Here is a 24291-nt window from a genome sequence, read left to right on the forward strand (position 1 = left end):
GGTGCGCTGCCGGCTTTGAAAGGGGCTGACTTGTCGATGGCGGTTGCCAGCTGGGGCAGGGCATGCAAAAAGCGGTACGCAATGGCAAGCGTACCGCTTTTTGTATATGGCATTAAAGCAGAAAAACCGAGGAAGATTAGCAGGATTCAATTTCCGTGACAAAAGATACGTCTTGTCCATTGAGAATCCGATTGGTGGTCCGCACGGCGCACATCTTGCCGCACATGGAGCAGGTGTGGCGTTCGGCGATGGGGGTGCTTTCGTAATAGCGCTGGGCCTTTTCCGGATCTAGGGCCAGTTTAAACATACGAGGCCAGTTAAGGGCATGCCGGGCATCGCCCATGGCGTTGTCCCGATCGCGGGCGCCGGGTAAGTTCAAGGCAATGTCCGCTGCGTGAGCGGCAATCTTGGAGGCCACAATGCCTTCGCGGACATCGTCCAAGTCCGGCAGGCGCAGGTGTTCCGCCGGGGTAACGTAGCAAAGGAAGTTGGCCCCGTTTTGGGCAGCGATGGCTCCGCCAATGGCGCTGGTGATGTGGTCGTAACCGGGTGCAATGTCTGTAACCAGGGGCCCTAAGACGTAGAAGGGGGCGCCATGGCAGAGACGCTTTTCAATGGCCATATTGGCGGCAATTTCGTTCATGGCCATATGGCCAGGGCCTTCGACGAGAACTTGGACATCGGCCTCCCAGGCGCGCTTGGTCAAGTGGCCGATTTCAATCAGCTCGGACAGTTGAGCGGCGTCGGAAGAATCATCAATGCAGCCCGGGCGGAGGGCGTCGCCGATGGAAATGGTGCAGTCATAAGCCCGCAGGATTTCCAGGACCTTGTCGTAATGTTCAAAGAAGGGGTTTTCATTATCGGTCATCATCATCCAGGCAAAGAGCAAGGAGCCGCCACGGCTGACGATGTTCATCCGGCGCCCGGCACGGCGGAAGGCTTCCACGGCCCGGCGGTTGATCCCGGCGTGGATGGTCATAAAGTCAACGCCTTCTTTGGCATGGGCTTCCACCACTTCTAAAAAGTCGTCAGCGGTGATGTTCATCAAGTCTTTTTCCAAATACCCGATGGCGTCATACATGGGCACGGTGCCGATCATGGCAGTGGACTCGTTGACCAGGGCGGTACGGAAATCGCGGGTCTTGCCGTAGTTGGACAAGTCCATGATGGATTCGGCGCCCATATTGATGGCCATGCGGACCTTGTCCATTTCCAGGTCATAGTCTTTGGCGTCACCGCTGATGCCTAGGTTGACATTGATTTTCGTGCGCAGACCGTCACCGATGCCTTCGGCGGAAATGCTTTTGTGGTTGATGTTGCAGGGAATGGCAATGGTCCCCTTGGCAACACGTTCGCAAATCCACTCAGGGGTGCGGTGTTCTTTTTCAGCGACGAGTTTCATTTCAGGGGTGATGTGGCCGGCTTTGGCGGCAGCCATTTGGGTTGGATAATTGCTCATTGGCGAGACTCCTTTTTTTCAAATTGATGAAAACGTTTTATAAGTGAAACCGGATCGGCAGCAGTCATCAGCGGACTGCGCACCGCATATCCGGCAGCACCGGTTGCTAGGATGTCAGGGACGCGCTCAGGCGTAATGCCACCGATTGCAATAACGGGTTGTCGGGCTGCGTGTGTACATTCAGTGAGAAAAGCTAAACCGCAGGCGGCTTTTCCGGGTTTACAGCTGGTTTCGTAAATATTGCCCACCAGGTAATAGGCGGCCTGGCTGTCATTTAATTGGTCAATTTCGGCGACGCTGTGCACCGAGACGGCGAAGGGGGTGCCGACAGGTCCGTTTTTGGCCACTGCATAGGGCAATTGCACCAGGGTCCCCGGATAGCGTATCATCGGATCACGCCAATTGAGAATGAGATGAATATCGGCGTTTTCACAAAGGGGTATCAACTGGTCGACCAAGCTCAAGTAGGCACTGAAAGATAAATCTTTTTCACGCAAGATAATGGCGTGCGGTCGTGCGGCGATGATGCGGCGCAAATGCTCCAGAAAATCGCCGGCGACCAGTTTGCGTTCTGTAACGACAAAGAGTTTAGACATAGATGTCGTCGGCAAAGGAAGGCTGCATGCCGTGGGCGCGAATGGTATCGGCCATTTCTTTAACGCTGCGGGTATCGTTAATGTCAAATTGAGCATCACCGGTTTTCTCTGCATCGGAAGTGTGTTCGCCGATGCCGGTGGAAACGCCGCCAGAAACCTTGGTGGCGGCAATGGTGATGATGTTATCGCGGAACCCGGCCCGTTCACGGGTGGATACGGTGATGGCTGCGTAAGGCGCTAACAGCCGATAGGCACAAATGATTTGCAGCAGTTGTGCTTCACTGATGCCACGGTGGGGGTAATCGCTCTGCCCCTTAATGGGACGCAAGCGCGGGCAGGAAAAGGCGATGGTGGCGTGGGGGTACTTTTTCTGCAGCCGGGTGGCGTGCAGGCCCGTTGCCAGCGCATCCCGGCGCCAGTCGGCCAAGCCCAGTAAAGCAGCAAAACCGACGCCGCGCATGCCGCCCATAAGGGCCCGTTCCTGGGCGTTAAAGCGGTAGGGGAAGATGCGCTTATGGCCGCCTAAGTGCAACTCGCTGTAGATATCCGGCTGGTAGGTTTCCTGGAATACCGTCACGTAATCGCAGCCGGCGGCGTGCAATTCGGCGTATTCATCAGAGTTAAGGGGATAAACTTCGACCCCCACGGTGCGGAATTTTTTAGAAGCCAGGCGGCAGGCTTCGGCAATATAGGAAACAGGGGAGGCATTGCGGCTTTCACCGGTTAAAATCAGGACTTCTTTGAGGCCGGTGGCGGCAATGGCATCCAGTTCCTTTTCAATGGTCGGAAAATCCAGCTTGGCACGGGCAATGTGGTTGTGGCTGTTGAAGCCGCAATAAACACAGTAGTTTTCGCAATAATTGGCAATGTAAAGCGGGGTAAAAAGGGATACCGTATTGCCGAAGTAGCGGCGCGTCAGCTGTTGGGCCTTGTGGGCCAGCTCATCTAAGAAGGGTTCAGCTGCCGGCGACAGTAAAGCCGTAAAGTCAAGCTCGGAAAGTTGGTCGGCATTGAGGGCCCGACGGACATCTTTTGCGGTAAAGGCATCAAAATCTGTTTGATGGATGGTCTTGACAATGTCCTCCATTAAGGCGCCATCTATGGCTTCCATGCCTTCTTGGTATTCCATGTGGTTGGTGTTTTGATCAATCATGGTCGTCCTCCGGATCTCTTAAAAAGCCGGTCAAGGGTGACGAGGCGCTGGCGCCTTCGCCGGCGTCCAGGACCCGGCCTAAGCGGGCATGGTAGGCCATGCGTCCGGCGTTAATCGCATCGGCGAAGGCCTTGGCCATGGCAGGAATGTTGCTGGCTGTGGCAATGGCGGTGTTCACCATGCAGGCAGCGGCGCCCATTTCCATGCAGGCGCAGGCTTCAGATGGGCGACCCAAGCCGGCATCAACGATGATCGGCAGGTCAATTTCATTAATCAAAATTTGGATAAAGTCCTTGGTGGATAGGCCGCGGTTTGAACCAATCGGTGCAGCCAAGGGCATGACGGCGGCAGCGCCGGCATTGACCAAGTCTCTGGCGGTGTTTAAATCCGGGTACATGTAGGGCAATACGGTAAAGCCTTCTTTGGCCAGAATTTCAGTGGCCCGGACCGTTTCCGCATTATCCGGCAATAAATATTTGCTGTCGCGGATGACTTCAATTTTTACCATATCGCCACAGCCCAGTTCGCGGGACAGGCGGGCGATAGTGGCCGCTTCATCTGCATTGCGGGCACCGCTGGTATTGGGCAGCAAGGTCACCCCTTGCGGAATAAAGTCCAAAATATTTTCTTGGCCGCCTTGATTGGCACGGCGCAAGGCCAGGGTGATGATTTCCGCTTTGGCATCATTGATCGCGGCCTGAATGAGTGGCAGGGAAAATTTCCCGGACCCTAAAATAAAACGTGAATCAAAGGAATGATTCCCTAAAATTAACTTATCGTCAGACATAATTCTCCTCCTTTAAGGCTGATCATAGCCTAAAACCAGGCGTAAAACGAGTAAGGCGGCGTGGTTGGCGCACAGGGCCACCCGCGGCGCGTAGAGATGACCGTCTGTCGCAACATCGCTTTCACCGTCGCCGCAGAGCCAAAGCCTGTCAAACCGCTTGCGGCTTTGGATCAAATTGCCGCTGGCACAGCCTGCCATGCCTGAATTGGCAATGATCCTTACAGCCGTATTCGTCAGCAAGCTGGTCACCAGCATGGCTTTTTGTTCGCTGTCGTCAAAGGCTTCACAGACAATGTCACACTGGCCGAACAGCGCCGGAATGTTGTCCGGCGTTAAACGGTGGTCGTACAAGCTTAGCGCTAAGGTCGGGTGAACGGCCATCAGGTTGGCAGCGGTGGCGGCGGTTTTCAACTCGCCCACCTGGGCGAGGGTGTAATTTTGCCGCTGAATATTGGATAAATCAACGCGGTCAAAATCCGCCAAAACCATATGCCCAACGCCCATACGGGCCAGCGCCATGGCAATATGCGAGCCCAAACCGCCCAGGCCGGCAATCCCGATGCTGGCTGCTGCCAGCTTCTCTGTGGCCTCTTGCCCGTGGCGGGCGATGCGAATGGCCTTTAATTCCTCCGCCAACATCAGCCGCCACCTACAAATTGAACGATTTCCAGCTTGTCCGCGGCAGACACTTCCGTCGTTGCGAAAGCCTCTTTGGGCAGGACCGTTCCGTTCAGCAAGATAGCAATTCGTGACGCATCATAGCCCAGAGATTGGACCAGGTCTGTGACAGAACATGGCGCCTCCAAGGGCATCTCTTTACCATTTACAAACATGTGCGCCTCCTTTCAGAACGAACCCATGAAAAAAGACCGGCCTTCGCCGGTCTGTCAGACAGATTTGCTCCCTATTGGTACTAACCAACAGGTTCTACGGGTTTAATCTCAGCATGTGCACCCCGGCTGATAACTAGTATAGGCGCCTTTTATACCCATGTCAAGGGGTGCGGGGCAATCAGTCCATTTTACTTAAGGTTAAATCGCCTGCCTTGATGATGCCTCGGCGGGTCATCCATTTGGCCACCAGGACGGAAATCATTGCCGGTGCGATGAAGTGCATCACCGCTATTTGCAAGAGCACCTCCGGTGAGTGACCCATCACTTCCAGCATGGCAAACTGACCCACCAAGCCGCTGGTCCCCATCCCTGCGCCGGCGGCGCTGGAGGTCATGCCCAAAAGGGCCGTTGAAATGGGCCCTAAAATAGCCGAGGAAACAATCGCTGGCAGCCAGATCCAGGGGTTGCGAATGATGTTCGGCACCTGGAGCATACTCGTGCCGATCCCTTGGGCAATAAATCCGCCGATGCCATTCTCTTTAAAAGAAATCGCCGCAAAGCCGATCATATTCGCGGCACAGCCGACCGTTGCCGCACCGGCCGCCAGGCCGCTTAAGTTCAGCGCAATCGCCAGGGCTGCGGATGAAATGGGCAGGGTTAAAATCATCCCCATCAAGACCGCCACCGCAATGCCCATGGGAATCGGTTGCAATTCTGTTGCCGTATTGATCAGGGCCCCGAGACTCTTCATCATTGCCGCAAAAAAAGGCGAAAGATAAATGCCTGTCATCCCGCCGGTAACAATTGTTACCAGCGGTACCAGGACAATGTCCACACTCGTCTTGCCTGCCACGCGCCGGCCAACCTCTGCCGCCACCAGGGCCGCCACAAAAGCCCCGACCGGCTCACCGATGACCGCCGTTGCCGTCCCGTCCGCAAAGACCAGCGTCCCCGCCCCGATGGTGCCCACCGTGGCGCAGCTCATCACCACCAAGGCCGGTGCCCGCAGGACATAGGCCACCCCGACCCCGATGGCCGGGCCCATCAGGCGTTGGGCCACATTGCCGATGTCCACCAAAATTTCCAGTCCGGCCAAGGTCCCAATCTGCTTAATAATCAGTCCGATTAGAAGAGAAGAAAACAGCCCCCACGCCATGCCGTTTAAGACATTCGTAATATAATCGCGCACGGGATATGATTTTGCCATGTAAATTCTCAGTCCTTTCTTGCGAAATACGCCAAATCCTGTACAATGAACGTTACGTGATTAAATAGATAAAAATAAGACCCTACAAATGGGAAGGAATGAACAACATGCAATACGCCATCTTTGACATGGACGGCACCCTTATTGATTCAATGCCCCTGTGGCGTGACGTCGGGCAGACCTTTCGCGAACGGCGGCAATTGCCCCCCTTAGGCGACATGACCCGTCTTTTTCATAAAATGACCATCGTTCAAGCCGCCACCTATCTGAAAGAGGCCTACCAATTGCCTGAAAGCACAGAAGCCGTTCATCGGGAAATTCAAGAAATTGCCTGGCAGGCCTACGCTGAAAAAGTCCCCTTGAAAGACGGCGTGGCCGAAGCCCTCGTCGCCTTCAAAGCCGCCGGGGTCCGCATGGCCATTGCCACCGCCAACGAGCGCAGCTTGGTCGAACTGGTCCTCAACCGCCTGAACATCTCCCCCTATATCGACACCGTTCGTACCTGTGGAGAAGTCGGCATGACCAAAAAAGAAGGCCCCAGTGTCTACCTCAAATGCCTACAAGACCTGGGCGGCAGCGCCCCTGAAACTTGCTATGTCTTTGAAGACGCTCCCCACGCCGCCGAAAGCGCCGCCCAAGCCGGCTTCCAAGTCGTCGCCGTTTACGATGACGCCTACGCCTACGACCTCCCCCGCCTCAAAAAGGCCGCCCGCTATTACTGCCAAAAGGCCAGTCAATGGCCCGCCTTGCTGGAAGATTCCTTTTAACCATCTGCATAAGACGAGTCAAGTATAGCACAAGAAAAGCCGACCGGCGAAGAAAATTTCCGGTCGGTTTTTTTGGCGTCATGGGGACGTTTGTGGAGATGGGGTAGGGTCATTTGTTTGCTTGCCTTGATGTTTTGCTCTATAATTTCCCGTATAAAGTTGAGCAGATATTACTTGGCTTTTATGAAAATAAAATAAGGAGGGATATTGATGTATTGTATTTATGGTGCAGATGTTTATACACCAGAAGCAATTGGTAAGCAGACTATTTATATTTCAGATGAAAAAATTGTTGCAGTGGACAAAGGCAAACCCTATGGACCACTAACAGAAATTATTGATGGTGAAAATCTAATTATAGTGCCAGGATTTATTGATTTACACGTACATATCACTGGTGCAGGGGGCGAAGCTGGTATGGCTTCACGAACTCCTGAATTAAGCATACAAGCGATGCTAGATGCAGGGATAACGACAGTGGGTGGTCTTTTAGGGACAGATACAGTGACCCGCTCTTTAGAAAATTTGCTTGGAAAAGCTCGTGGTTTGACAGAAGAAGGTGTTAGCGCAGTTATTTATACAGGAGGGTATAACTTTCCGTCGCCAACCTTGACGGGAAATATACGTAAGGATATCTTTCTAATACCTGAAGTTCATGGTGTCAAGCTTTCGTTAGCTGATCATCGATCCAGTTATCCTGAAAGAATAGAAATTGAAAGAATTTTATCTGATGTGCGGGTTGGAGGAATGCTCCGCAATAAAATTTTTCAGTTGCATATACATATTGGCGATGAAATGGAGAGACTTTCTATTTTACGTCGCATTTCAGAAGATAGACCTCATTTAGCTGCCCATATTACGGCTACCCACCTCAACCGCTCAGAAGAAGTATATCAGGATGGATTACTTTTAGTAAATAAGGGTGCCAATATGGATATTTCTACAGGTTTAACTTCAAAAAATCTTCATGCAGACACATTAACAGCGAGTGAGGCCGTCAAAAGATATGTAGATAAAAAGTTGCCGCTGTCAAACTTGACCCTATCTAGTGATGGGAATGGTAGCGCAGCAGAATATGGTATTGATGGGTCTATTATTGGTATGAGTGCTTCAAGCTTAAATAGCTTATATGAAGAATTTAAAATTATTGTACAGGAAAAAATATTGCCATTAGAAGGGGCTTTAAAGCTAATAACATGCAATCCCGCAGTACGATTAGGACTGGATAAGAAAGGTAAAATTGCTGAAGGGATGGATGCAGATATTCTTTTGTTAAGGAAAGATTTAAGTATACACTCCGTTATTGCCCGAGGGAAATGTATTTATAAAAATAAAGATATTTAAGTGTTTATAGGAGGATAGGAAGATTATGAGTGACACTATAAAAGAATATAAAAAACCAAGTTTTGGTTTTGCTTTAATATCAATTGGGACTATTGTTGTGCTAATGGCCGTTGGTCTTATTGTATTTAAAGCCAATATTCAATCGCTAATGCTTTTGGCTTGGGTCGTATTTGGACTTTTTGCATTTCGATTGGGCTGGCGATTTGAAGACTTGGAAGCTGCTGCCTTTCGAATGATTCATCAGGCTCTACAGGCAACAATTTTGATGGCAGCGGTTGGTGTATTAATTGCTGCATGGATTAGCGCTGGTACAGTGCCCACCATTATTTATGCGGGGCTCAAGGTTATCTCACCACAATTCTTTTTGTTAACAACAGCCTTAATATGTGCGATTACATCTACAGCAACAGGATCAAGTTGGACAACTATGGGAACGGTTGGCTTATCCATGTTAGGCGTTGGCCTTGGATTAGGGATTCCGGTGGGCTTAACGGCCGGGGCGATTATATCAGGGTCCTATTTTGGTGACAAAATGTCCCCTTTATCTGATAGTACACTCTTGGCTGCTGCGGTTTGCAAGGTCCCAGTATTCACTCATATTAGACATATGCTATACACTACCGGCCCTGCAATGATTATTGCATGTATTTTATATACATTTCTAGGCTTTAAATATGCTGGTAGTGGATTTGACCATGGGGATATTAATGCAATATTAAATGGTTTTAATTCTATCTTTAAAATTTCCTGGGTGACTTTACTCCCTGCTTTAGTAGTCTTAATAATGATTTTTAAAAGAGTATCGGCTGTTTTTTCTGTTTTAATAGGTGCCATAGTGGGTTTGGTAATAGCTGTACTTTATCAAGGATTTGATATTCAAACTGTTTTGAGCTCAGTTTGGATGGGGTTTGAACCGGAAACAAATGATGAATTAATGATTTCTTTTCTAAAACGTGGTGGTATTTCTAGCATGATGAGCACTATAGCCTTAATGCTTTTTGCCTTAGGTTTGGGTGGCATGATGCGTGAGACGGGCGTTCTTCATGTCATTTTGGAAGGATTATCTAAAGGAATTAAAAGTATTCCTCGTTTAGTTTTTTCAACAATGATTGTTAGTTATTTTAGCTCAGCTATTTCAGGTTCAATGCACTTTTCGGCAGTTATTACAGGTACATTAATGGAGGACTTTTTCCAGAAATTTAATCTTCGACCTGAAAACTTATCACGTATTATAGAAGATTGTGGGACATTGGGGGCTGCGTTAATACCTTGGTCAACAAATGCAGTTTTTATTATGGGGATGTTAGGAGTGGAGTATTTAGAGTACTTACCTTATGCATTTTTGAACTGGATAGATCCGTTAATTTCTCTTTTCTTGGGGATTACTGGTATTGCCATGACTAAGCTTGTCGTAAAAAGACAGTAAATATAGACTATGGGTGTATTAAAAGGCCAGGCTTGTGGCATGCTATAGTAATAATAATTAAGTTTCAGAAATAAATTGCTCAATACTCTTTGAGAATATTGGGTAAATCAAATTGATCTCGGTAACTTTTCTTAGAACGGCAAATCTTTGTTATAGTCTCACTTTGAATGTGGATGATATTAAATATAACTTTTATTTCTTGCCAAGAAATAATCATAAGACATAGACATATTCTTTTTAGATGTACGGGCTTTCCTCAAGACGAGTACATCAAAAAGAATATGTCTTTTCTTTTTGAAAAATATTTCACAACAAGAATTTTAATTACAAAAAAATTTTAACATATAAAAAATATTGACAAACAAAACGCCTGGTGATAGTATTATAAAAAAAAGAAATAAAATCTATAAGGGAGGCGGGAATACTTTTATTAAATAAATCATGAAAAAATTGGAAATAATAAGGAGGTGTTTTATATATTAAAAGTAAAATGGCTGGTGTGTTCAAATTTAAGAGGCTAAGAATAACGGTTGGTTTTATGAAGGAGGTAATTAATTATACCTATAAGATTAAAGTGCAGGAATGCGTCGAGTATAGTAGAGCGTCATTGATATAAATAAAAAATAGAAATGAATATAAAGAGATTGAATGGAAGATTTCTGAAGATGGAGTGTTTATGACCTGCTTTTTGTAGGAGAGATTGCTTTAGATATACGTATATTCACATCTAATAAGCATATCATTTCAAATGAATAAAATTCAGAAAATTTAGCCTTTACAGATTTTAGCAGTATTTTGAAGAAGATAAAACGCTATTAAGTTTCCCTGAGTGAAAATATTGTAAAGATGCTCCAAATGAGAACAATAAAAAGGCGTTTAAAGTTCGAGTGGATTTTGAAAGGAAGATCTTCATGGGAAAAGATCACAAAAAGCTTCAAATGTATGGTGGTGTTTTTGGTGGAATTGCACCCTTAATTGTTTTTGTAACAGTTTTAATCTACTTATCCGTAATGGAAAAAGGTAGTATTACAGCTTTTTGGGTTGGCGGATGGTTTGCATTAGTTGCGGGTCTGTTTTTAGCAAAAGAAAAAACAGATTATTGCAATTCGATTTTGCGAGGTTTGAGAAATCAAAACGGTATGGTAGTCATTATGGCTTGGCTATTTGCGGGAATTTTAGGTAAACTAATGGTAGCAGGCGGTCTGGTTTCTGGCTTATTGTGGTTTGGCTTAAACTTTCATGTTACAGGAAGTCTGTTTACGGCCCTTACTTTTATTTCAGCTATGCTTTTTTCGATGGGAACAGGAACATCAACGGGAACGGTATTATCTCTGATTCCGGTATTATATCCAGCAGGTGTTTACTTAGGAAGTGATCCCTTATGGTTAGCCGTAGCTGTTCTAGCTGGAGCGGCTTTTGGGGATAATGTGGCGCCTATATCTGATACCACTATTGTTTCTGCTTATACTCAAGGAGCCACAATGAAAGAAGTCGTAAAAAGTAGACTTCCATTGGCTTTATGTGCAGCGGCTATTTCTCTCATTATATTTTTGCTTTTTGGCGGAGGCGGATCGGTTGAGCCCGTACCTTCTATGAAAGTTGAAGTAGCGCCACAAGGCCTACTTGTTTTTCTGAGCTTTTTTATTGTAATATTTGCTGCCTTAAAAGAACGTCATATTATTGAGGCTTTAATATATGGAAATTTAAGTGCGGTGATTTTTGGCTTACTTAATGGATGCTTAAAATTAAGCACATTGTTTTCTCTGCCCGAGACACGTGGTGAGAGCACTGGTCTAATAGAAGATGGCATTGCTGGAGTCTCGGGTCCAATCATATTTACACTTTTTATTTTAGCCATCACACAAGTGCTGGTGGATTCAGGAATTATGGCACAGTTTCTAAATTTTGCTTCTAGAACAGTCGCAAAATCGGTTCGTCAAGCAGAAGCGACTATCATAATGGTTTCTCTCCTTGCCTCTATTCCCATTGCAGCCAACGCACCAGCTATTCTTTTAGTTGGGCCTAGCATTGTAAAACCTCTTGGAGAAAAATATAATCTTGCTCCTGCTCGGAAAGCGAATTTAATGGACTGTTCTGTATGTACTTTATTTTTCATATTACCTTGGCATATAGCAGTTATAGTCTGGTATAGTACATTAAGTTCAACGGCAGATACATGGAATGTCACAAAACCCTTAATTTCAGCAGCTTTACTTAATCCTTATTGCTGGGCGTTGTTAATCGTTTTAATAGTTTCGGTTGTTACTGGATGGAATAGACAATATGCTAACAATACAAATATTAAGTCTTAAATTAAAAAGGAGAGGTCAATGGATTCGAGGTTATCTCAATATGTGGTATTTGCGGATGCTTTATATGAATTTTGGGGAGATATCTCTGAAATCGTCATTCATGATCTAAGAAAACCAAATAGTTCGATCGTATATATTAAGGGCAATTTAACGCAACGGAAAATAGGTGAAGCGACTACAAATATTATCATAAATGAATTATCTAAAAAACCGGAAGAAAGATCTCGATATTTAATAACGGATATGAAGACAAAAAATGGTAAAATATTAAGATCTTTGAGTATTTTTTTATCAGATGAACAAGGGGTCTATGGATGTTTTTGTATTTTAATAGATCCAACCTATTTAAATTTAGTAATCAAGTATTTCGAGAGTTTCCTTAATAAAAACAATACCAAGGTTATAGAAAAGGAAATTGTTGATAAAAGTGATATTGATATTCCTTTTGTGACAGAAAGACTAATTGATGAAGCGATTTCCGATAGCCAGGTAACCGTTGAATTCATGCAAAAAGAAGATAAGTTGAAGGTAGTATCTAGGTTGCAAAATAAAGGTATTTTTCTAATGAAAGGGAGTGTTGAGCGTGTAGCTTCAAAATTAAAAATATCAAAATATACAGTGTATAATTATTTGGATGAAATTAAAGCAGAAAAAACTTATGGAAAATGATATGGAGGATGAAATCATGAATTTAGCTCAATTTCCGAGAAAAAGATATACTTATGGCAACACTCCTATTGAATATTTGCCACATTTTAGTAAAGCTTTAGGAGATGTTGTAAACATCTATATCAAGAGGGATGATTTATTAGGGCTGACAGCTGGTGGCAATAAAACAAGAAAATTAGAATTCCTTATGGCTGATGCGTTGCAGAAGGGTGCAGATACAATTATTACTTGTGGAGCTGTACAATCGAATCACTGCCGACTAACGTTAGCTGCAGCAGTTAAAGAAGGGCTGGCTTGTCATTTAGTTTTAGAAGAACGTGTTAAAAATTCTTATAATAAAGATGCAAATGGGAACAACTTTCTTTATCGCTTATTAGGCGCTGATGGATATAAAGTGGTGGATGGCGGAAGCGATATGATGCAAGCGATGGAGGAGCTAGCTGAGGAATTAAAATCTTGCGGAAAGCGGCCGTATATTATTCCTGGTGGCGGTTCGAATGAAATCGGTGCTTTAGGATATGTTTCATGTGCTCAAGAAATTATGGGGCAAATGTTTGAACAAGGATTAACCTTTGATTCGCTAGTTTGTGCAAGTGGAAGTGCTGGAACACATGCAGGATTACTTGTGGGCATGGAAGGCAATCGTATGGAGATGCCTATCGTGGGCATTAGTGTAAATAGAAAAAAAGATGTTCAAGAAAAAGTTGTGCATGGTTTAACGCAAAAACTAATAAAAAAATTAAACTTGAACTTTGAAATAGCGAAAAGTAAAGTAACAGTATTTGATGATTATGTTGGTGACGGTTATTCACTTCCTACAAAGGCAATGGTTGAAGCGGTTAATATGTTGGCCAAAACAGAAGGTATTTTATTAGATCCTGTATACACGGGCAAAGCAATGTCAGGTTTCATTGATTTGATTAGAAAGGGATATTTCGCACAAGGCAGTGATGTTTTATTCCTTCATACTGGTGGGTCCCCGGCTCTTTATAGCTATACAGAAGTAATTAATGGGAATACTTTAGAATGGAATAATCGGTAAATCAATATGCGTTTGCAGAAATTTTTATGATTTTTCATCTATTGAGAAATTTATTAACTACCTGCAACGCTGGTAAAAAATCATATAATAAAGCGCGCCTATTTGCTGAATTTCGGCAAATAGGCGCGCTTATGTGTGATGCTAATTCTTTTTACGGAGAGTCAGGGATTCGAACCCTGGGTACCCTCTCGGGTACACGACATTTCGAGTGTCGCACCTTCAACCGCTCGGACAACTCTCCAAAATTATCTGCGCTTTGCTGCAAAAAAGCGACGGGTTAATGCGGCGCATTTTTCTTGTGCCAATGGACCAACGATGTGAACGTTGTGGGGGAAACCGGGAAACTGAACCAGGTTGAGGCAACTGCCGCAGGCGCCGGTTTTGGGTTCATCGCAGCCGTAGTAAAGGGTGTGGATGCGGGCCATGACCAGGGCGCCGGCGCACATGGGGCAAGGTTCATGGGTGACGTAAAGGTCACAATCCTTTAATTGCCAGCTGCCGAGTGCTTTTCCGGCTTCTCGGAGGGCGATGATTTCCGCGTGGGCGGTGGGGTCATGGTGGGCTTCGCGCAAATTATGGGCACGTGCGATGATTTGATCTCGCAGGACAATGACGCAACCGACGGGAACATCGCCGCTGAGAAGGGATTTTTCCGCTTCTATGATGGCTTCGTTTAAGAATTGTAGATGCTTGCTCATAAGGCCCCTCCTGAGAGTTCCGTAATATCATAGCGAAGGATGATTTTTTTGTCAAGTTTCAAGGCTGATACGGATGGGTATATGTTTGACTGTAAGCTGATTTGCAAAACATGCCCCTGAGATGTTTTTAGGGTGGCGTGGTCACATAGGATAGGAGGAATAGCATGGCTAAAGAGGTAAAGGAAGCGATGCTTTGGCGTCGTTCTAATTATGATTTAACGCCTAAATTGCCGATTTCAGATGCGGCATTGCAGGCATTGCTTAAGACGGTTGCGGAAGCGGCGCCATCGCCGATGAATGTCCAGAGTGGGCGCTTGGTTTTATTGCTGGGTGATCGGCATAAAAAACTGTGGGAAATTGTTCGCGAAACCTTGCGCCGGGTGGTCAATGATGCGGAGGCCTTTAAAGCGACGGAGGCAAAGATAGAGGGCTTTGCGGCCGGTTACGGCACGATTCTGTATTATAATTTACCCCAGAAGATCACAGACTTACAGGAAAAATATCCGACTTATGCGCATAACTTTCCGCGCTGGGCGGATCAGGTCCAGGGCGTCCTCTTACAATCGGTTTGGACGGCGCTGGCCGGAGAAGGCATTGCGGCCAATATTCAGCATTACAATCCGCTGATTGATGAAGCGGTAGCCGAGGCTTTTGATATTCCGTCAGATTGGGAGTTGATCGGGCAAATGCCCTTCGGCCTTCCCGGGAGCCTACCGGAACCGCGGGAGACGGATGAGTTGTTGACGGTTCGGGCATAGACATATTGGTTCAAGCTCTGCGCATGCGTAGGGCTTTTTTATTTTGGGGCAGCGGGCCCTTTGGCCATTAGGCGTTAAGGACTTTGATGGCGGTGGTGACTGCTTTTGACTGTTGGCGGATTTGCTCAGCAATGCGGGCGTACTGGCAGGCAGTTTCTGTGGACTTTGCCAGTGGCGGCACCTGGGCCTTGCTGCCATCAGGATAAACGGCGACATAGGTGACAAAGCCAATGGCGGCAAGAATCGCCGGGCCTTGTTCCGGAACAATTTCACCGTAGACGATGGCGTCCATGGAGCTGCTGCCGGTGTCGATGATAGTTGCGGTGAAGCGGATCAAATCGTCCAAGAGTGGCGATTGTAAAAAGCGAATGTCGTGGAAAGCGGCGGTGAAGACTTTCTTGCCGTGCTGCCGGTCGGTCTTGCCCTGGTTGGCCCAACTGTGGCAGCAGGTACCGGTGGCATCGTCCATGTAGGTCATGATGACGCCGCCGTGCATGGTTTGATTGGGGTTCATGTCGGCGGCGGTGACCTGGTAATAGAATTCTCTGGTGCTGATGTTTCGATAAAGAGCCATAAGACGCCTCCAAAAGAGTTTATATTTTTGCCTTACTTGAGCCTCGGCTTGCCAAAAGAAAAGGGGCAAACAAAAAACCACCGGCTATACCGGTGAGGGTCAAGAAGCCTCAGATGTTAAGATAAGAGGGGCACCAACCACCCTATCCAAACAAAGAGACAAATTCAAATGAATAATAAAAGTCTATCACATACCTGGTGGAATTGTAACCATCATATTGGCCTTGACCTCAGTGGCCTTGGCATGAAATAAATGGGGAAATAAGACAAATAGACGAGGACCTTCTTGCAAGCTAGTATAGCGGGGGCCTTTAAAGGGCGTATCACTCCGGTTGCAGGCGAGCAGGATAAGATGCCGTGCTGATCATTTCAGGGCAGGCGGCCTTTTCCTTTTTAGGGATGGTGCGATCGGCCGGTTAAGCCGGTGGGGCTTAGACTTTTTCTGCCTTGACAAGTAAAAATGCCATGGCTAAGATAAATTCATGTAAGAAACCGCCTTTTGCATCAAAGAGGCGGCCTTATCCTATTTGGTGCAAAGGAGGCAGCGGCATGGCGACAAAGGAGCTCAGGCGTGATTTTACCCACTATGTCAGTTTGAATGCGATTGCCATGCTGGGCTTTTCCCTGTATATTTTAGCGGATACATTTTTTATTGCCTATTACATTGGCGCCGATGGCCTGGCGGCCCTGTCCTTGGCCTGGCCGGTATTTTATTTGGCCATCACTGGGCCGGGGATTCTTTTGGGCATCGGTTCGGCGACACTGTTTTCCATTTCCATCGGCCGGCGACAGTTCAAACAGGCCACTTGCTATGCGCAGACGGCACTGGCAGCAGGGATTATTTATGCGCTGCTGATTACGGCTCTGTTTTGGCTTTTTCGTGATGACTGGTGCCGGTTAATGGGGGCCCAAGGACAGATCTTCTTCTATTTGCGGGATTATCTGTCGTATTTGGTCAGCTTTACCTTGGTTTTCGTCGTGTTCCAGGTCTTTTTGGCGACCTTACGCAATGATGGTAGCCCACGCTTGGCCATGGCAGCCATGCTGGTGGGTAACCTGGTCAATATTTTTTTTGATTGGCTCTTAATGGGACCCTTGGCCATGGGCTTGGATGGAGCCGCCTTGGCGACGGGGGCGTCGCCGTTAAGCTCTCTCTCGGTGGTGGCCCTTCATTTTCTGAAAGATGACCGCTACCTATACTTGCGGCCTTTTCAGCCCAAATGGTCGGGCTTGCCGCATATTGTGCGCACCGGTTTGCCGGCCTTTATCAGCGATGTGTCCAACGGGATTTCAATCTATGCCTTCAACCGCACCATCTTGGTCATTGCCAATGCATTGGCGGTATCCGCCTACAGCATTTTGCTCAACACGGGCGTGGTCATCATCTATATTTTAACCGGTATTGCCCAAGGGGTGCAGCCTCTGCTCTCCCTGTATTTCGGCCGGGGGGATAAGGCCGCTGTTAAACGACTCTGGCATTGGGGGTTGCGGACTATTTTTCTGGTATCGGTGGCGATTGTCGCTGTAGGGGAACTTTTTGCGCCGCAGATTGTGGCCTTTTTCAATACGCAAGGCAATGAGGTCTTGGCGGCCTTGGCCACGCCCGGCCTTCGCCTTTATTATTTGGCCTTTATTCCGATGGGGTTGAATATTTTGGCGGTCAACGCCTTGGCCGCTGTGACCGATGCAAGGCCTTCGGTGATCCTTTGCCTGTGCCGCGCCTTGCTGTTCCCCCTCCCCTTGGTCATCCTCATGGGCATGGGCTTTGGTTTGACCGGTGTATGGTTGACGACGCCTGTGGCGGAAAGCTTGACCTGCCTGGTCTTCTGGGGCCTTTATCGGCGGAGCCAATTGGCTCAGGTATAGGACATTTCGTATTTACAATCCAACGGCAACAAAAAATTAAATGAGCAGCAACAGAAGCAAACCCGAAATAGGGCAGATAAAGCGATAAAAGACAGGGGAAATCTTGTCACAAGGTCACCGGTGAACACAGCCACCAAGCCTTCCGGAGTCGGGGGAGCTTGGTGGCTGTGCTGATTTTGTTTGATAAGCGCGGGAGCGGTTATATATGAATTTGCAGTATTGTGCTAGGTTGTGCGGTCAATAAAAAGTATTTGACAGTTTGTCATGGAAAGATGTGATGAAATGCGGTTTATTTCTTGGAATATTGATTCACTCAATGCGGCTTTAACCGGGTCGTCTGCTCGGGCGGAGCTTTCACGGGCGGTGCTGGACACCATCCAAGAGGCAAATGCGGATGTTATTGCCATTCAGGAGACAAAGCTCTCGGCGACAGGTCCGACGGCCAAGCACCGGGAAGCCCTGGCCAATCTTTTTCCGGATTATACTTATGCCTGGGTTAGCTCTCAAGAACCGGCTCGCAAGGGGTATGCAGGCAATATGGTCCTTTATAAAGAGACCCTTTCGCCTAAGGTCTCCTACCCGACTATTGGGGCCCCGGTGCCCATGGACTTGGAAGGCCGGTTGATTACTTTAGAATTTGAGGACTTTTACTTTAACCAGGTTTATACGCCCAATGCAGGCAACGGCTTGGTTCGCTTATCGGAACGGCAAGTCTGGGATGAAAAATATGCGGCCTACCTGTCTAACTTGGATCAAGAAAAACCGGTGATTGCCACGGGGGATTTTAATGTGGCCCACCGGGAGATTGATTTGGCCAATCCAGCAGCCAATCGACGGTCGCCGGGCTTTACCGATGAAGAACGGGAAGGCTTTTCAGCGCTTTTAGACCAGGGCTTCATAGATTCTTTTCGCCACCTGCATGGGGATGTCACTGGGGCCTACACCTGGTGGGCGCAACGGGTTAAGACCAGCAAAATTAACAATTCCGGCTGGAGAATTGATTACTTCCTGGTTAGTGACCGCTTGAAGCAGCAGATCATAGCCTCTGAAATGATTTCTTCAGGTGACCGGCAAGACCATACGCCGATTCTTTTAGATATCCGCCAATAAATGGTCGGTGGTAATGAGAAAGGGAGGCCCTTATGGCAGATAAACAGTTACCTTTTGTTTTAATTGGATACCGCAAATGCTCCACCTGCCGTGCGGTTGAAAAGCTTCTCCAGTCCAAGGGGATAGACTACCGGTATCGGCCCATTGATACGGAGACGCCGACAGCTGAAGAACTGAAGCAGTGGCAAGGCCACTCCGGGCTGGCCATTAAAAAATTCTTTAACACGTCCGGGCGCATTTATCGCGAAAGAAAGCTTAAAGACGTCCTGCCTACCTTAGCGGATGAGGCCGCCTTTGCCCTTTTGGCTTCAGAAGGGATGCTGATCAAACGACCGATTTTACTGGCGGGCGCATCGGTCTACGTCGGTCGGCAGGTTAAGGAGTATCTTGAAGGCCTTTAGGCTGGGACCGGTTTTTCGTAAGGTGCCTTAAAATAGGACCAAGGGTTGGAAAATTTAGCAAGGGTCGCTTTTTTGTTAACTTAAGAAGAATGACGCATGGTTTTCTTGTTATGGCGTGTTTTCGTTAACATGTTCCAGCAGAAAACCAGGGGTCATTTTTCATTGGATTTAAAGTATAACATTAAGAGGAACTAAAAAATGATGTTCATCCTTTGCAAAATAGGGTAGACTACAGGTAAGGCTGATTGCATTGGAGGAATGATCACATGGAAGTTTCAAACATTATGGAAAAAGAGGTTTACTTTGTGACGACTGCTGCCGATGTGGCGGAAACGATGCGCTATATGGTGGATAAAAATATTTCCGGTGTGCCGATTTTAGACGAGGCCCATCGTTTGGCCGGGTTTGTATCGGATGGCGATTTAATGGCCTACTTGTTTAAATTAGGCAAGCGGCATGACCCCTTATTTGCAGAAAGCTTGGCAGCGCTGACAGACCATGATTTAGAAAAAAATAAGGCCCTGACGGAAGAACTGCAGAACACAAAGGTGCTATCGCTGGCAACGCGGAAGGTTATTACGGTGCAAGAACACGATACCTGTGAAGAGGCGTGCCGGTTTTTAGGCAAGAAGCAAATCAAAAAAATGCCCGTGGTGGATACGGATAACCGGGTTGTGGGCGTCTTGAGCCGGTCAACGGTGGTACGTTATTTATATGATTATTTGACGGGTCAGGCGGCGCATGGGACAGATGAGGCTTCAACAAATTAAATAAAGGACCCCCTTTTCGCTAGAGGCTTGCTCTAGTGAAAGGGGGTCCCTTTAGATTTCCAAAACATAGATGGTTTCCAGCAGTTCGCTGTATAGGTTGGTTTTATGCTTCCATTTAAAATTATGCCCGAGGGAGACGTTGACGTAGGTGGTGCCGTTTTTCGTCAAGCTGCGGCGAATGTGTGAGTGGGCGCAAATGCAGAGGTCCACGCCGTAGGTTTCATATAACTCGGCGTAGTATTTGCTGCCCATGAAGGCAACAGTGGTCGCCCAGACGTGGCTGCTTTTATACATCTCCGCCAGGGGCAGCATGTGGATGACAGAGCAGATCTTATAGTGCTTGCCATTTTCCCGTTCGCGAATGGTGCGCAATTGTCGCTCCATGAGCATTAGGCTTTTGGCGGTTATTTTTTCGTTGATAAAGGGGCTTTCTTTTTTATCCTGCAAGTACTTATACTCAGGATTGCGGTGTAAAAAGCGACGCTTGGCCAGGGCGTCCATCCGCCTGTAATTGCGGTGGAGGGAGTAGTCATACCAGCTTGGACCGCCGATGATGCACCATTGGCCGTGAACAATGGGGTTCTTAAACAAAGACGTGCGCTCATCGTTTAACATGAGGTCCATATACTCATCGGCGTCGAGGCAGAGCTTGTTTTTACTTTGCTCAGGCAGGCAATAGAGCTCATGGTTGCCGGGAATTTGCAGGACTTTTGTGTTTGTTCGACTGCGCAGCTTGGCGTAAAAGGTCAAGGCTTGTTCGGCCCCGGTCAGGGTGTCGCCGCAGAAAACAATGGTGTCCAGCTTGAGACAGTTACATGCCTCTGCCAAAGCGGTTAAAAAATCGTGGTGTGTGTTGTAATCAATGTGCAAATCGCCGATAAATCCGATGCGCATGTCCTCACCTCCATATCCTGTATAAGATGATGCTATCATTGGGGTAAAATCATGTCAAGACGCTAGATTTCCTGTTGCAATGACGCAGAATATGGTATACTGAAAAAAAGTAAACTGACTTTTGAAAAAAGAGGTGCGTTTATGGATAAACGAATTTACAATAAATTGGTGCGCGACCGGGTGCCGGAAGCCATTGTGGCCGGGGGCGATCAGTGTGTCCATACGGTGATTGATGATGACAAGGCCTTTTTAGAGGCCTTAGATGAAAAGCTGGATGAAGAACTGGTGGAGTACCAGATCAGCAAGGATGTTGACAAGCTGGCAGATGTGCTGGAAGTCATTTATGCCATCTGTGAAGCGCATGATATGCAGTTTCAGGATTTGGAAAAAATTCGACGGGACAAACGGGCCCTGCGCGGTGGCTTTAAGAAAAAATTTTTATTGCAGGAGATTCATGAAACCAGATAAGCGACGTGCCGCCGGTACGTCGCTTCTTTTATGTCAATAAAGGGTCAAGAAAAGATGGAGGATCTGTATGGACACACTTAAAGTTGCCTTGATTCAAATGCCTGTCGTTACAGATAAGGCGGCTAATTTGCAAAGGGCTGAGGCCGCCTTGCGTCAGGCAGCGGCAGAGGGGGCTCAATTGGCGGTATTGCCGGAAATGTGGAATACGCCCTATGATACGGCTGTTTTTGCCGACTACGCCGAGGATACTGAGGGGGCCAGCTGCACCCTCTTGCGCCGGGTGGCCCGGGAGACGGGCATGGTGGTTGTCGGCGGCTCGATTGCTGAAAAAGACGCCCAAGACCGCATTTACAACACCTGCTTTGTTTATGATGAAAGCGGCGCCCTCCTGGCCTTTCACCGGAAGCGCCACCTGTTTGATATTGATGTGCCCGGCGGACAATACTTTAAGGAGTCGGATGTGCTCACCTCGGGGGCATCCAGTACGACCTTTAGCGCCCTGGGCTGGACCTTTGGCGTCGGCATTTGCTTTGATATGCGCTTTCCCGAGCAAGCGGCAGACATGTGCGCCGCCGGGGCGGAGTGCCTGATTTATCCGGCGGCCTTTAACCCCACCACCGGGCCGATGCATTGGTCGCTCTTGCTGCGGGCGCGGGCCATGGACGCGCAAGCCTGGACCTTGGCCTGCGCGCCGGCCCGTCGCCTTGACAGCGGCTACACCAGCTGGGCCCATTCCATGGTGGTCAACCCCTGGGCGACAATTGAGCATGATTTGGGGACGGAGGCCGGTCTTCGCCTGGCAAGGATCGACAAAAGCAGCTTACAGGCGGTCCGGACACAAATCCCCCTCCGGGAGGCGCGCCGATGACCCTTTTTTACTTGGAATTACAGGGAACGCTCCCGATGGCGGAAAGTTTAAAAGAAAAGCGGATGCCTTTGGAAAGCCTAAAGGCCTCGCTTAAACGACATTACAATGTGTCTGTTTTGGAAGTGGGCGATCGAGATAAATGGCAGGTGGCCTTGATCGGGATTGCCGGGCTGGCCGGCAGCGATGCCCAAGCCGACCGCTCGATGGACGATATCATCAACCACGCCGATTTGAACTGGCCGGGAGATATTCGCGTTCAAGACCGTATTTTTCTACTGTAAAGGCAGCAAAGAAAAGGAGACAGGTATGCATATTTTACTGACCAATGATGATGGCGTTTTTGCGCCCGGCCTTGCAACCTTGGCCCGTCACATCATTGAAAAAACCGATCATCGCTTGAGCATTATTGCGCCGGAAGTGGAACAAAGCGGGAAAAGTCGCGCCATAACACTTTTTCGGTCCATGGCCCTCAAACACGTGCAAATCCCTACGTTGATGACGCCGACCTTCAGCGTTGACGGCACGCCGGCCGATTGTGTGCGCGTCGGCTTGCGGTACTTGCTGGAAGATGTGGACTTGGTCCTATCGGGCATCAATTACGGTGTAAACGTGGGCGGAGACGTGCCCTATTCGGGAACGGTCAGCGCTGCTTTAGAGGCAGCACGGTTGGAAAAACCCGCCATTGCCCTATCGGCGCAGATATCGGGCCGGCAGGTCTTCTTTGATACCGCGGCGGAGGTCTTGCTCCAATTGCTGGATATTTTGCCGGACGAATTTTACCACAGCCGAACGGTTCTCAGTGTAAACACCCCCGCCAGGCCCCATGCAGACCTGGTTGGCTTGAAAGTGATCAATTGCGATGCCCACATCACCGATGAATACGAATGGGTCGGCACAGCTGGCGATGTTGAGTACATCCGCATTTGCAACCGCTATCCGGAGCAACTGACCGTTGAGACAGACCTACACTATGTGCGTCAAGGTTACGCTACCCTTTCACCTTTATCGCAAATTGTCAGTTCCGAAGATGAGATGCTGCTTTTAGAGGAATGGCTGCAGTCTTAAAGGGCTGAGGCAAGGGTCAGCCACCGCAAAAGATGATGCGCCCAAGGATTTTGACGGGAAATCTTTATCAATTGGAGATAAAGTCTCTATTTTCCCTTGACAATCTATGGGCAACGGCATATAATAATGCGGTATGATTACCACCGATGACAGATCCAGAGCCCCGGATCACATGGTGAATAGTCACGAACACACATGAGATTCCGTATAAGGAGGATAAACAATGCGTACAACCTACATGGCCAAAGCCGGCGAGGTCGATCGTAAATGGTATGTCATCGATGCCGCAGGCAAACCTTTAGGTCGCGTAGCCACTCAAGTGGCAGCTATCTTACGCGGCAAACATAAACCTACTTTTACCCCGAATGTTGATTGCGGTGACTATGTTATCGTTATCAATGCAAAAGACGTTGTCTTGACGGGTAAAAAAGAAAGCCAAAAGAAATACCACCATCACAGTGGTTACCCGGGTGGCTTAAAATCCACCACCTACGGGGATTTGAAACAACGCAAACCGTCCTTTATGTTTGAACGCACCGTTAAAGGCATGCTGCCGCACAACCGTCTCGGCCGCAAAATGTTCGGTAAACTGAAAGTTTACGATGGTGCTGAACATCCGCATGCTGCACAACAGCCGATTGTTTTAGACAAATAAGAACAGGAGGACTCAAATGGCTCAGATTCAATATTACGGCACAGGCCGTCGCAAAAGCTCTGTTGCACGGGTCTACCTTGTTCCCGGCAATGGCAATGTAACCATCAACGGTAAAGACATGGCAGCGTATTTCGGCAAAAAAACGCTGGAAATGATTGTTCGTCAACCGCTGGAACTGACTGAAACCACAGGTCGTTTCGATGTGCGTGTCAACGCCACCGGCGGCGGCAGCACCGGCCAAGCCGGCGCCATCCGCATGGGCATTGCCCGCGCACTGTTGGAAGCAGATCCGGACTACCGTCTGCCGTTAAAACGTGCTGGCTTCTTGACCCGCGATTCTCGCATGAAAGAACGTCATAAATACGGTCTTAAGAAGGCCCGTAGAGCACCGCAATTCTCCAAACGTTAACCAGTATTTTTCCAACACAGACACCCTCGGCCGTTTTCGGCTGAGGGTGTTTTTGCTTTCCCGGAGGCTGGAGATGGAGGGGTGGGGTTGAGCCCTCTTGTGCCTCTTGCCAGCGCCTTGTAAGGGCGGCATGGTCCCGGAGGGCTTCTTGGCATAAGATT

General features: G+C 48.0%; 27 protein-coding genes and 1 tRNA gene. 17 read left to right on the forward strand and 11 right to left on the reverse strand.

The genetic code is table 11. The features are described from left to right. Positions 1-136: 136 nt before the first annotated feature. The 7 genes from thiC to BLQ16_RS07240 all read right to left on the reverse strand — a co-directional run bounded on the left by thiC (position 137) and on the right by BLQ16_RS07240 (position 6035). Positions 137-1459, reverse strand: a complete 1323-nt coding sequence (gene thiC / locus BLQ16_RS07210) for a phosphomethylpyrimidine synthase ThiC (RefSeq protein ID WP_091792065.1) — start codon at positions 1457-1459, stop codon at positions 137-139. Further along, positions 1456-2055 carry a thiamine phosphate synthase gene (locus BLQ16_RS07215; protein WP_159428032.1) on the reverse strand — a complete coding sequence of 200 codons (600 nt, stop codon included), beginning with the start codon at positions 2053-2055 and terminating at the stop codon, positions 1456-1458. The genes thiC and BLQ16_RS07215 overlap by 4 nt, the downstream gene beginning before the upstream one ends. Beyond that, positions 2048-3208 carry a 2-iminoacetate synthase ThiH gene (gene thiH / locus BLQ16_RS07220; RefSeq protein WP_091792067.1) on the reverse strand — a complete coding sequence of 387 codons (1161 nt, stop codon included), beginning with the start codon at positions 3206-3208 and terminating at the stop codon, positions 2048-2050. The genes BLQ16_RS07215 and thiH overlap by 8 nt, the downstream gene beginning before the upstream one ends. Beyond that, a complete protein-coding gene (locus BLQ16_RS07225; RefSeq protein ID WP_091792068.1) occupies positions 3201-3995 on the reverse strand; it encodes a thiazole synthase in 795 nt (264 codons plus the stop codon). The genes thiH and BLQ16_RS07225 overlap by 8 nt, the downstream gene beginning before the upstream one ends. 12 nt (positions 3996-4007) lie before the next feature. Next, positions 4008-4634: a sulfur carrier protein ThiS adenylyltransferase ThiF gene (gene thiF, locus BLQ16_RS07230; protein ID WP_091792069.1), complete on the reverse strand. Its 627-nt coding sequence runs from the start codon at positions 4632-4634 to the stop codon at positions 4008-4010. Then, entirely contained in the window at positions 4634-4828 is a 195-nt protein-coding gene (thiS, locus tag BLQ16_RS07235; RefSeq protein ID WP_091792070.1) for a sulfur carrier protein ThiS, read from the reverse strand. Before thiS ends, thiF begins: the two co-directional genes overlap by 1 nt. A 178-nt stretch (positions 4829-5006) precedes the next feature. Then, the gene (locus BLQ16_RS07240) at positions 5007-6035 is read right to left on the reverse strand and encodes a PTS sugar transporter subunit IIC (RefSeq protein ID WP_091792071.1); all 1029 of its coding nucleotides are present in this window, start codon (positions 6033-6035) and stop codon (positions 5007-5009) included. 107 nt (positions 6036-6142) lie between these two features. Between BLQ16_RS07240 and BLQ16_RS07245 the strand changes: the two genes are divergently transcribed. The 6 genes from BLQ16_RS07245 (at position 6143) to cuyA (ending at position 13595) form a co-directional block, all read left to right on the forward strand. Beyond that, on the forward strand, positions 6143-6802 hold the full coding sequence (locus BLQ16_RS07245; protein WP_159428033.1) for an HAD family hydrolase: 660 nt from the start codon (positions 6143-6145) through the stop codon (positions 6800-6802). Between the two features lie 210 nt (positions 6803-7012). Beyond that, a complete protein-coding gene (gene iadA, locus BLQ16_RS07250; RefSeq protein WP_091792073.1) occupies positions 7013-8146 on the forward strand; it encodes a beta-aspartyl-peptidase in 1134 nt (377 codons plus the stop codon). Between the two features lie 25 nt (positions 8147-8171). Continuing rightward, entirely contained in the window at positions 8172-9572 is a 1401-nt protein-coding gene (nhaC, locus tag BLQ16_RS07255) for a Na+/H+ antiporter NhaC (RefSeq protein ID WP_091792074.1), read from the forward strand. A 911-nt stretch (positions 9573-10483) separates the two neighbouring features. Continuing rightward, positions 10484-11884: a Na+/H+ antiporter NhaC family protein gene (locus tag BLQ16_RS07260; protein WP_091792075.1), complete on the forward strand. Its 1401-nt coding sequence runs from the start codon at positions 10484-10486 to the stop codon at positions 11882-11884. A gap of 18 nt (positions 11885-11902) precedes the next feature. Beyond that, positions 11903-12553: a helix-turn-helix transcriptional regulator gene (locus BLQ16_RS07265; protein WP_091792076.1), complete on the forward strand. Its 651-nt coding sequence runs from the start codon at positions 11903-11905 to the stop codon at positions 12551-12553. Between the two features lie 16 nt (positions 12554-12569). Continuing rightward, on the forward strand, positions 12570-13595 hold the full coding sequence (gene cuyA, locus BLQ16_RS07270; protein ID WP_091792098.1) for a D-cysteate sulfo-lyase: 1026 nt from the start codon (positions 12570-12572) through the stop codon (positions 13593-13595). Positions 13596-13749: 154 nt separating this feature from the next. On the opposite strand, the gene BLQ16_RS07275 is transcribed toward cuyA, so the two are convergent. Together BLQ16_RS07275 and BLQ16_RS07280 are read right to left on the reverse strand one after the other, a co-directional pair. After that, positions 13750-13836, reverse strand: a tRNA-Ser gene (locus tag BLQ16_RS07275). 4 nt (positions 13837-13840) lie between these two features. Beyond that, positions 13841-14293: a nucleoside deaminase gene (locus BLQ16_RS07280; protein WP_091792077.1), complete on the reverse strand. Its 453-nt coding sequence runs from the start codon at positions 14291-14293 to the stop codon at positions 13841-13843. 164 nt (positions 14294-14457) lie between these two features. Here BLQ16_RS07280 and BLQ16_RS07285 point away from each other — a divergent pair, with 164 nt between their 5' ends. Further along, entirely contained in the window at positions 14458-15051 is a 594-nt protein-coding gene (locus tag BLQ16_RS07285; protein ID WP_091792078.1) for a nitroreductase family protein, read from the forward strand. A gap of 67 nt (positions 15052-15118) precedes the next feature. On the opposite strand, the gene BLQ16_RS07290 is transcribed toward BLQ16_RS07285, so the two are convergent. After that, positions 15119-15625, reverse strand: a complete 507-nt coding sequence (locus BLQ16_RS07290) for an acyl-CoA thioesterase (RefSeq protein ID WP_091792079.1) — start codon at positions 15623-15625, stop codon at positions 15119-15121. A 548-nt stretch (positions 15626-16173) separates the two neighbouring features. Between BLQ16_RS07290 and BLQ16_RS07295 the strand changes: the two genes are divergently transcribed. From BLQ16_RS07295 to BLQ16_RS07310, 4 genes are all read left to right on the forward strand, one after another. After that, positions 16174-17490 carry an MATE family efflux transporter gene (locus BLQ16_RS07295; RefSeq protein WP_159428034.1) on the forward strand — a complete coding sequence of 439 codons (1317 nt, stop codon included), beginning with the start codon at positions 16174-16176 and terminating at the stop codon, positions 17488-17490. 282 nt (positions 17491-17772) lie between these two features. Further along, positions 17773-18600, forward strand: a complete 828-nt coding sequence (locus BLQ16_RS07300; RefSeq protein WP_091792081.1) for an exodeoxyribonuclease III — start codon at positions 17773-17775, stop codon at positions 18598-18600. A 32-nt stretch (positions 18601-18632) separates the two neighbouring features. Then, complete coding sequence (locus tag BLQ16_RS07305) at positions 18633-19001, forward strand: ArsC/Spx/MgsR family protein (RefSeq protein WP_091792082.1); 369 nt, start codon at positions 18633-18635, stop codon at positions 18999-19001. 266 nt (positions 19002-19267) lie between these two features. Next, complete coding sequence (locus BLQ16_RS07310) at positions 19268-19771, forward strand: CBS domain-containing protein (protein WP_091792083.1); 504 nt, start codon at positions 19268-19270, stop codon at positions 19769-19771. A gap of 51 nt (positions 19772-19822) precedes the next feature. On the opposite strand, the gene BLQ16_RS07315 is transcribed toward BLQ16_RS07310, so the two are convergent. Beyond that, positions 19823-20665, reverse strand: coding sequence for a metallophosphoesterase (locus tag BLQ16_RS07315; RefSeq protein WP_159428035.1), 843 nt, complete (start codon positions 20663-20665; stop codon positions 19823-19825). A 141-nt stretch (positions 20666-20806) separates the two neighbouring features. On the opposite strand from BLQ16_RS07315, the gene BLQ16_RS07320 reads away from it, so the two are divergent. From BLQ16_RS07320 to rpsI, 6 genes are all read left to right on the forward strand, one after another. Beyond that, positions 20807-21133, forward strand: a complete 327-nt coding sequence (locus tag BLQ16_RS07320) for a nucleoside triphosphate pyrophosphohydrolase (RefSeq protein ID WP_091792085.1) — start codon at positions 20807-20809, stop codon at positions 21131-21133. A gap of 67 nt (positions 21134-21200) precedes the next feature. Continuing rightward, positions 21201-22001 carry a carbon-nitrogen hydrolase family protein gene (locus BLQ16_RS07325; RefSeq protein WP_091792086.1) on the forward strand — a complete coding sequence of 267 codons (801 nt, stop codon included), beginning with the start codon at positions 21201-21203 and terminating at the stop codon, positions 21999-22001. After that, positions 21998-22282: a DUF503 domain-containing protein gene (locus BLQ16_RS07330; RefSeq protein WP_091792087.1), complete on the forward strand. Its 285-nt coding sequence runs from the start codon at positions 21998-22000 to the stop codon at positions 22280-22282. Before BLQ16_RS07325 ends, BLQ16_RS07330 begins: the two co-directional genes overlap by 4 nt. 25 nt (positions 22283-22307) lie before the next feature. Further along, the gene (gene surE, locus BLQ16_RS07335) at positions 22308-23066 is read left to right on the forward strand and encodes a 5'/3'-nucleotidase SurE (RefSeq protein ID WP_091792088.1); all 759 of its coding nucleotides are present in this window, start codon (positions 22308-22310) and stop codon (positions 23064-23066) included. A 223-nt stretch (positions 23067-23289) separates the two neighbouring features. After that, complete coding sequence (gene rplM, locus BLQ16_RS07340) at positions 23290-23721, forward strand: 50S ribosomal protein L13 (RefSeq protein WP_091792089.1); 432 nt, start codon at positions 23290-23292, stop codon at positions 23719-23721. 16 nt (positions 23722-23737) lie between these two features. Continuing rightward, positions 23738-24130 carry a 30S ribosomal protein S9 gene (rpsI, locus tag BLQ16_RS07345; protein WP_091792090.1) on the forward strand — a complete coding sequence of 131 codons (393 nt, stop codon included), beginning with the start codon at positions 23738-23740 and terminating at the stop codon, positions 24128-24130. Positions 24131-24291 lie beyond the last annotated feature (161 nt).

Source organism: Peptococcus niger (assembly GCF_900101835.1).
In the GTDB taxonomy this organism is placed as follows: Bacteria; Bacillota; Peptococcia; order Peptococcales; family Peptococcaceae; genus Peptococcus; species Peptococcus niger.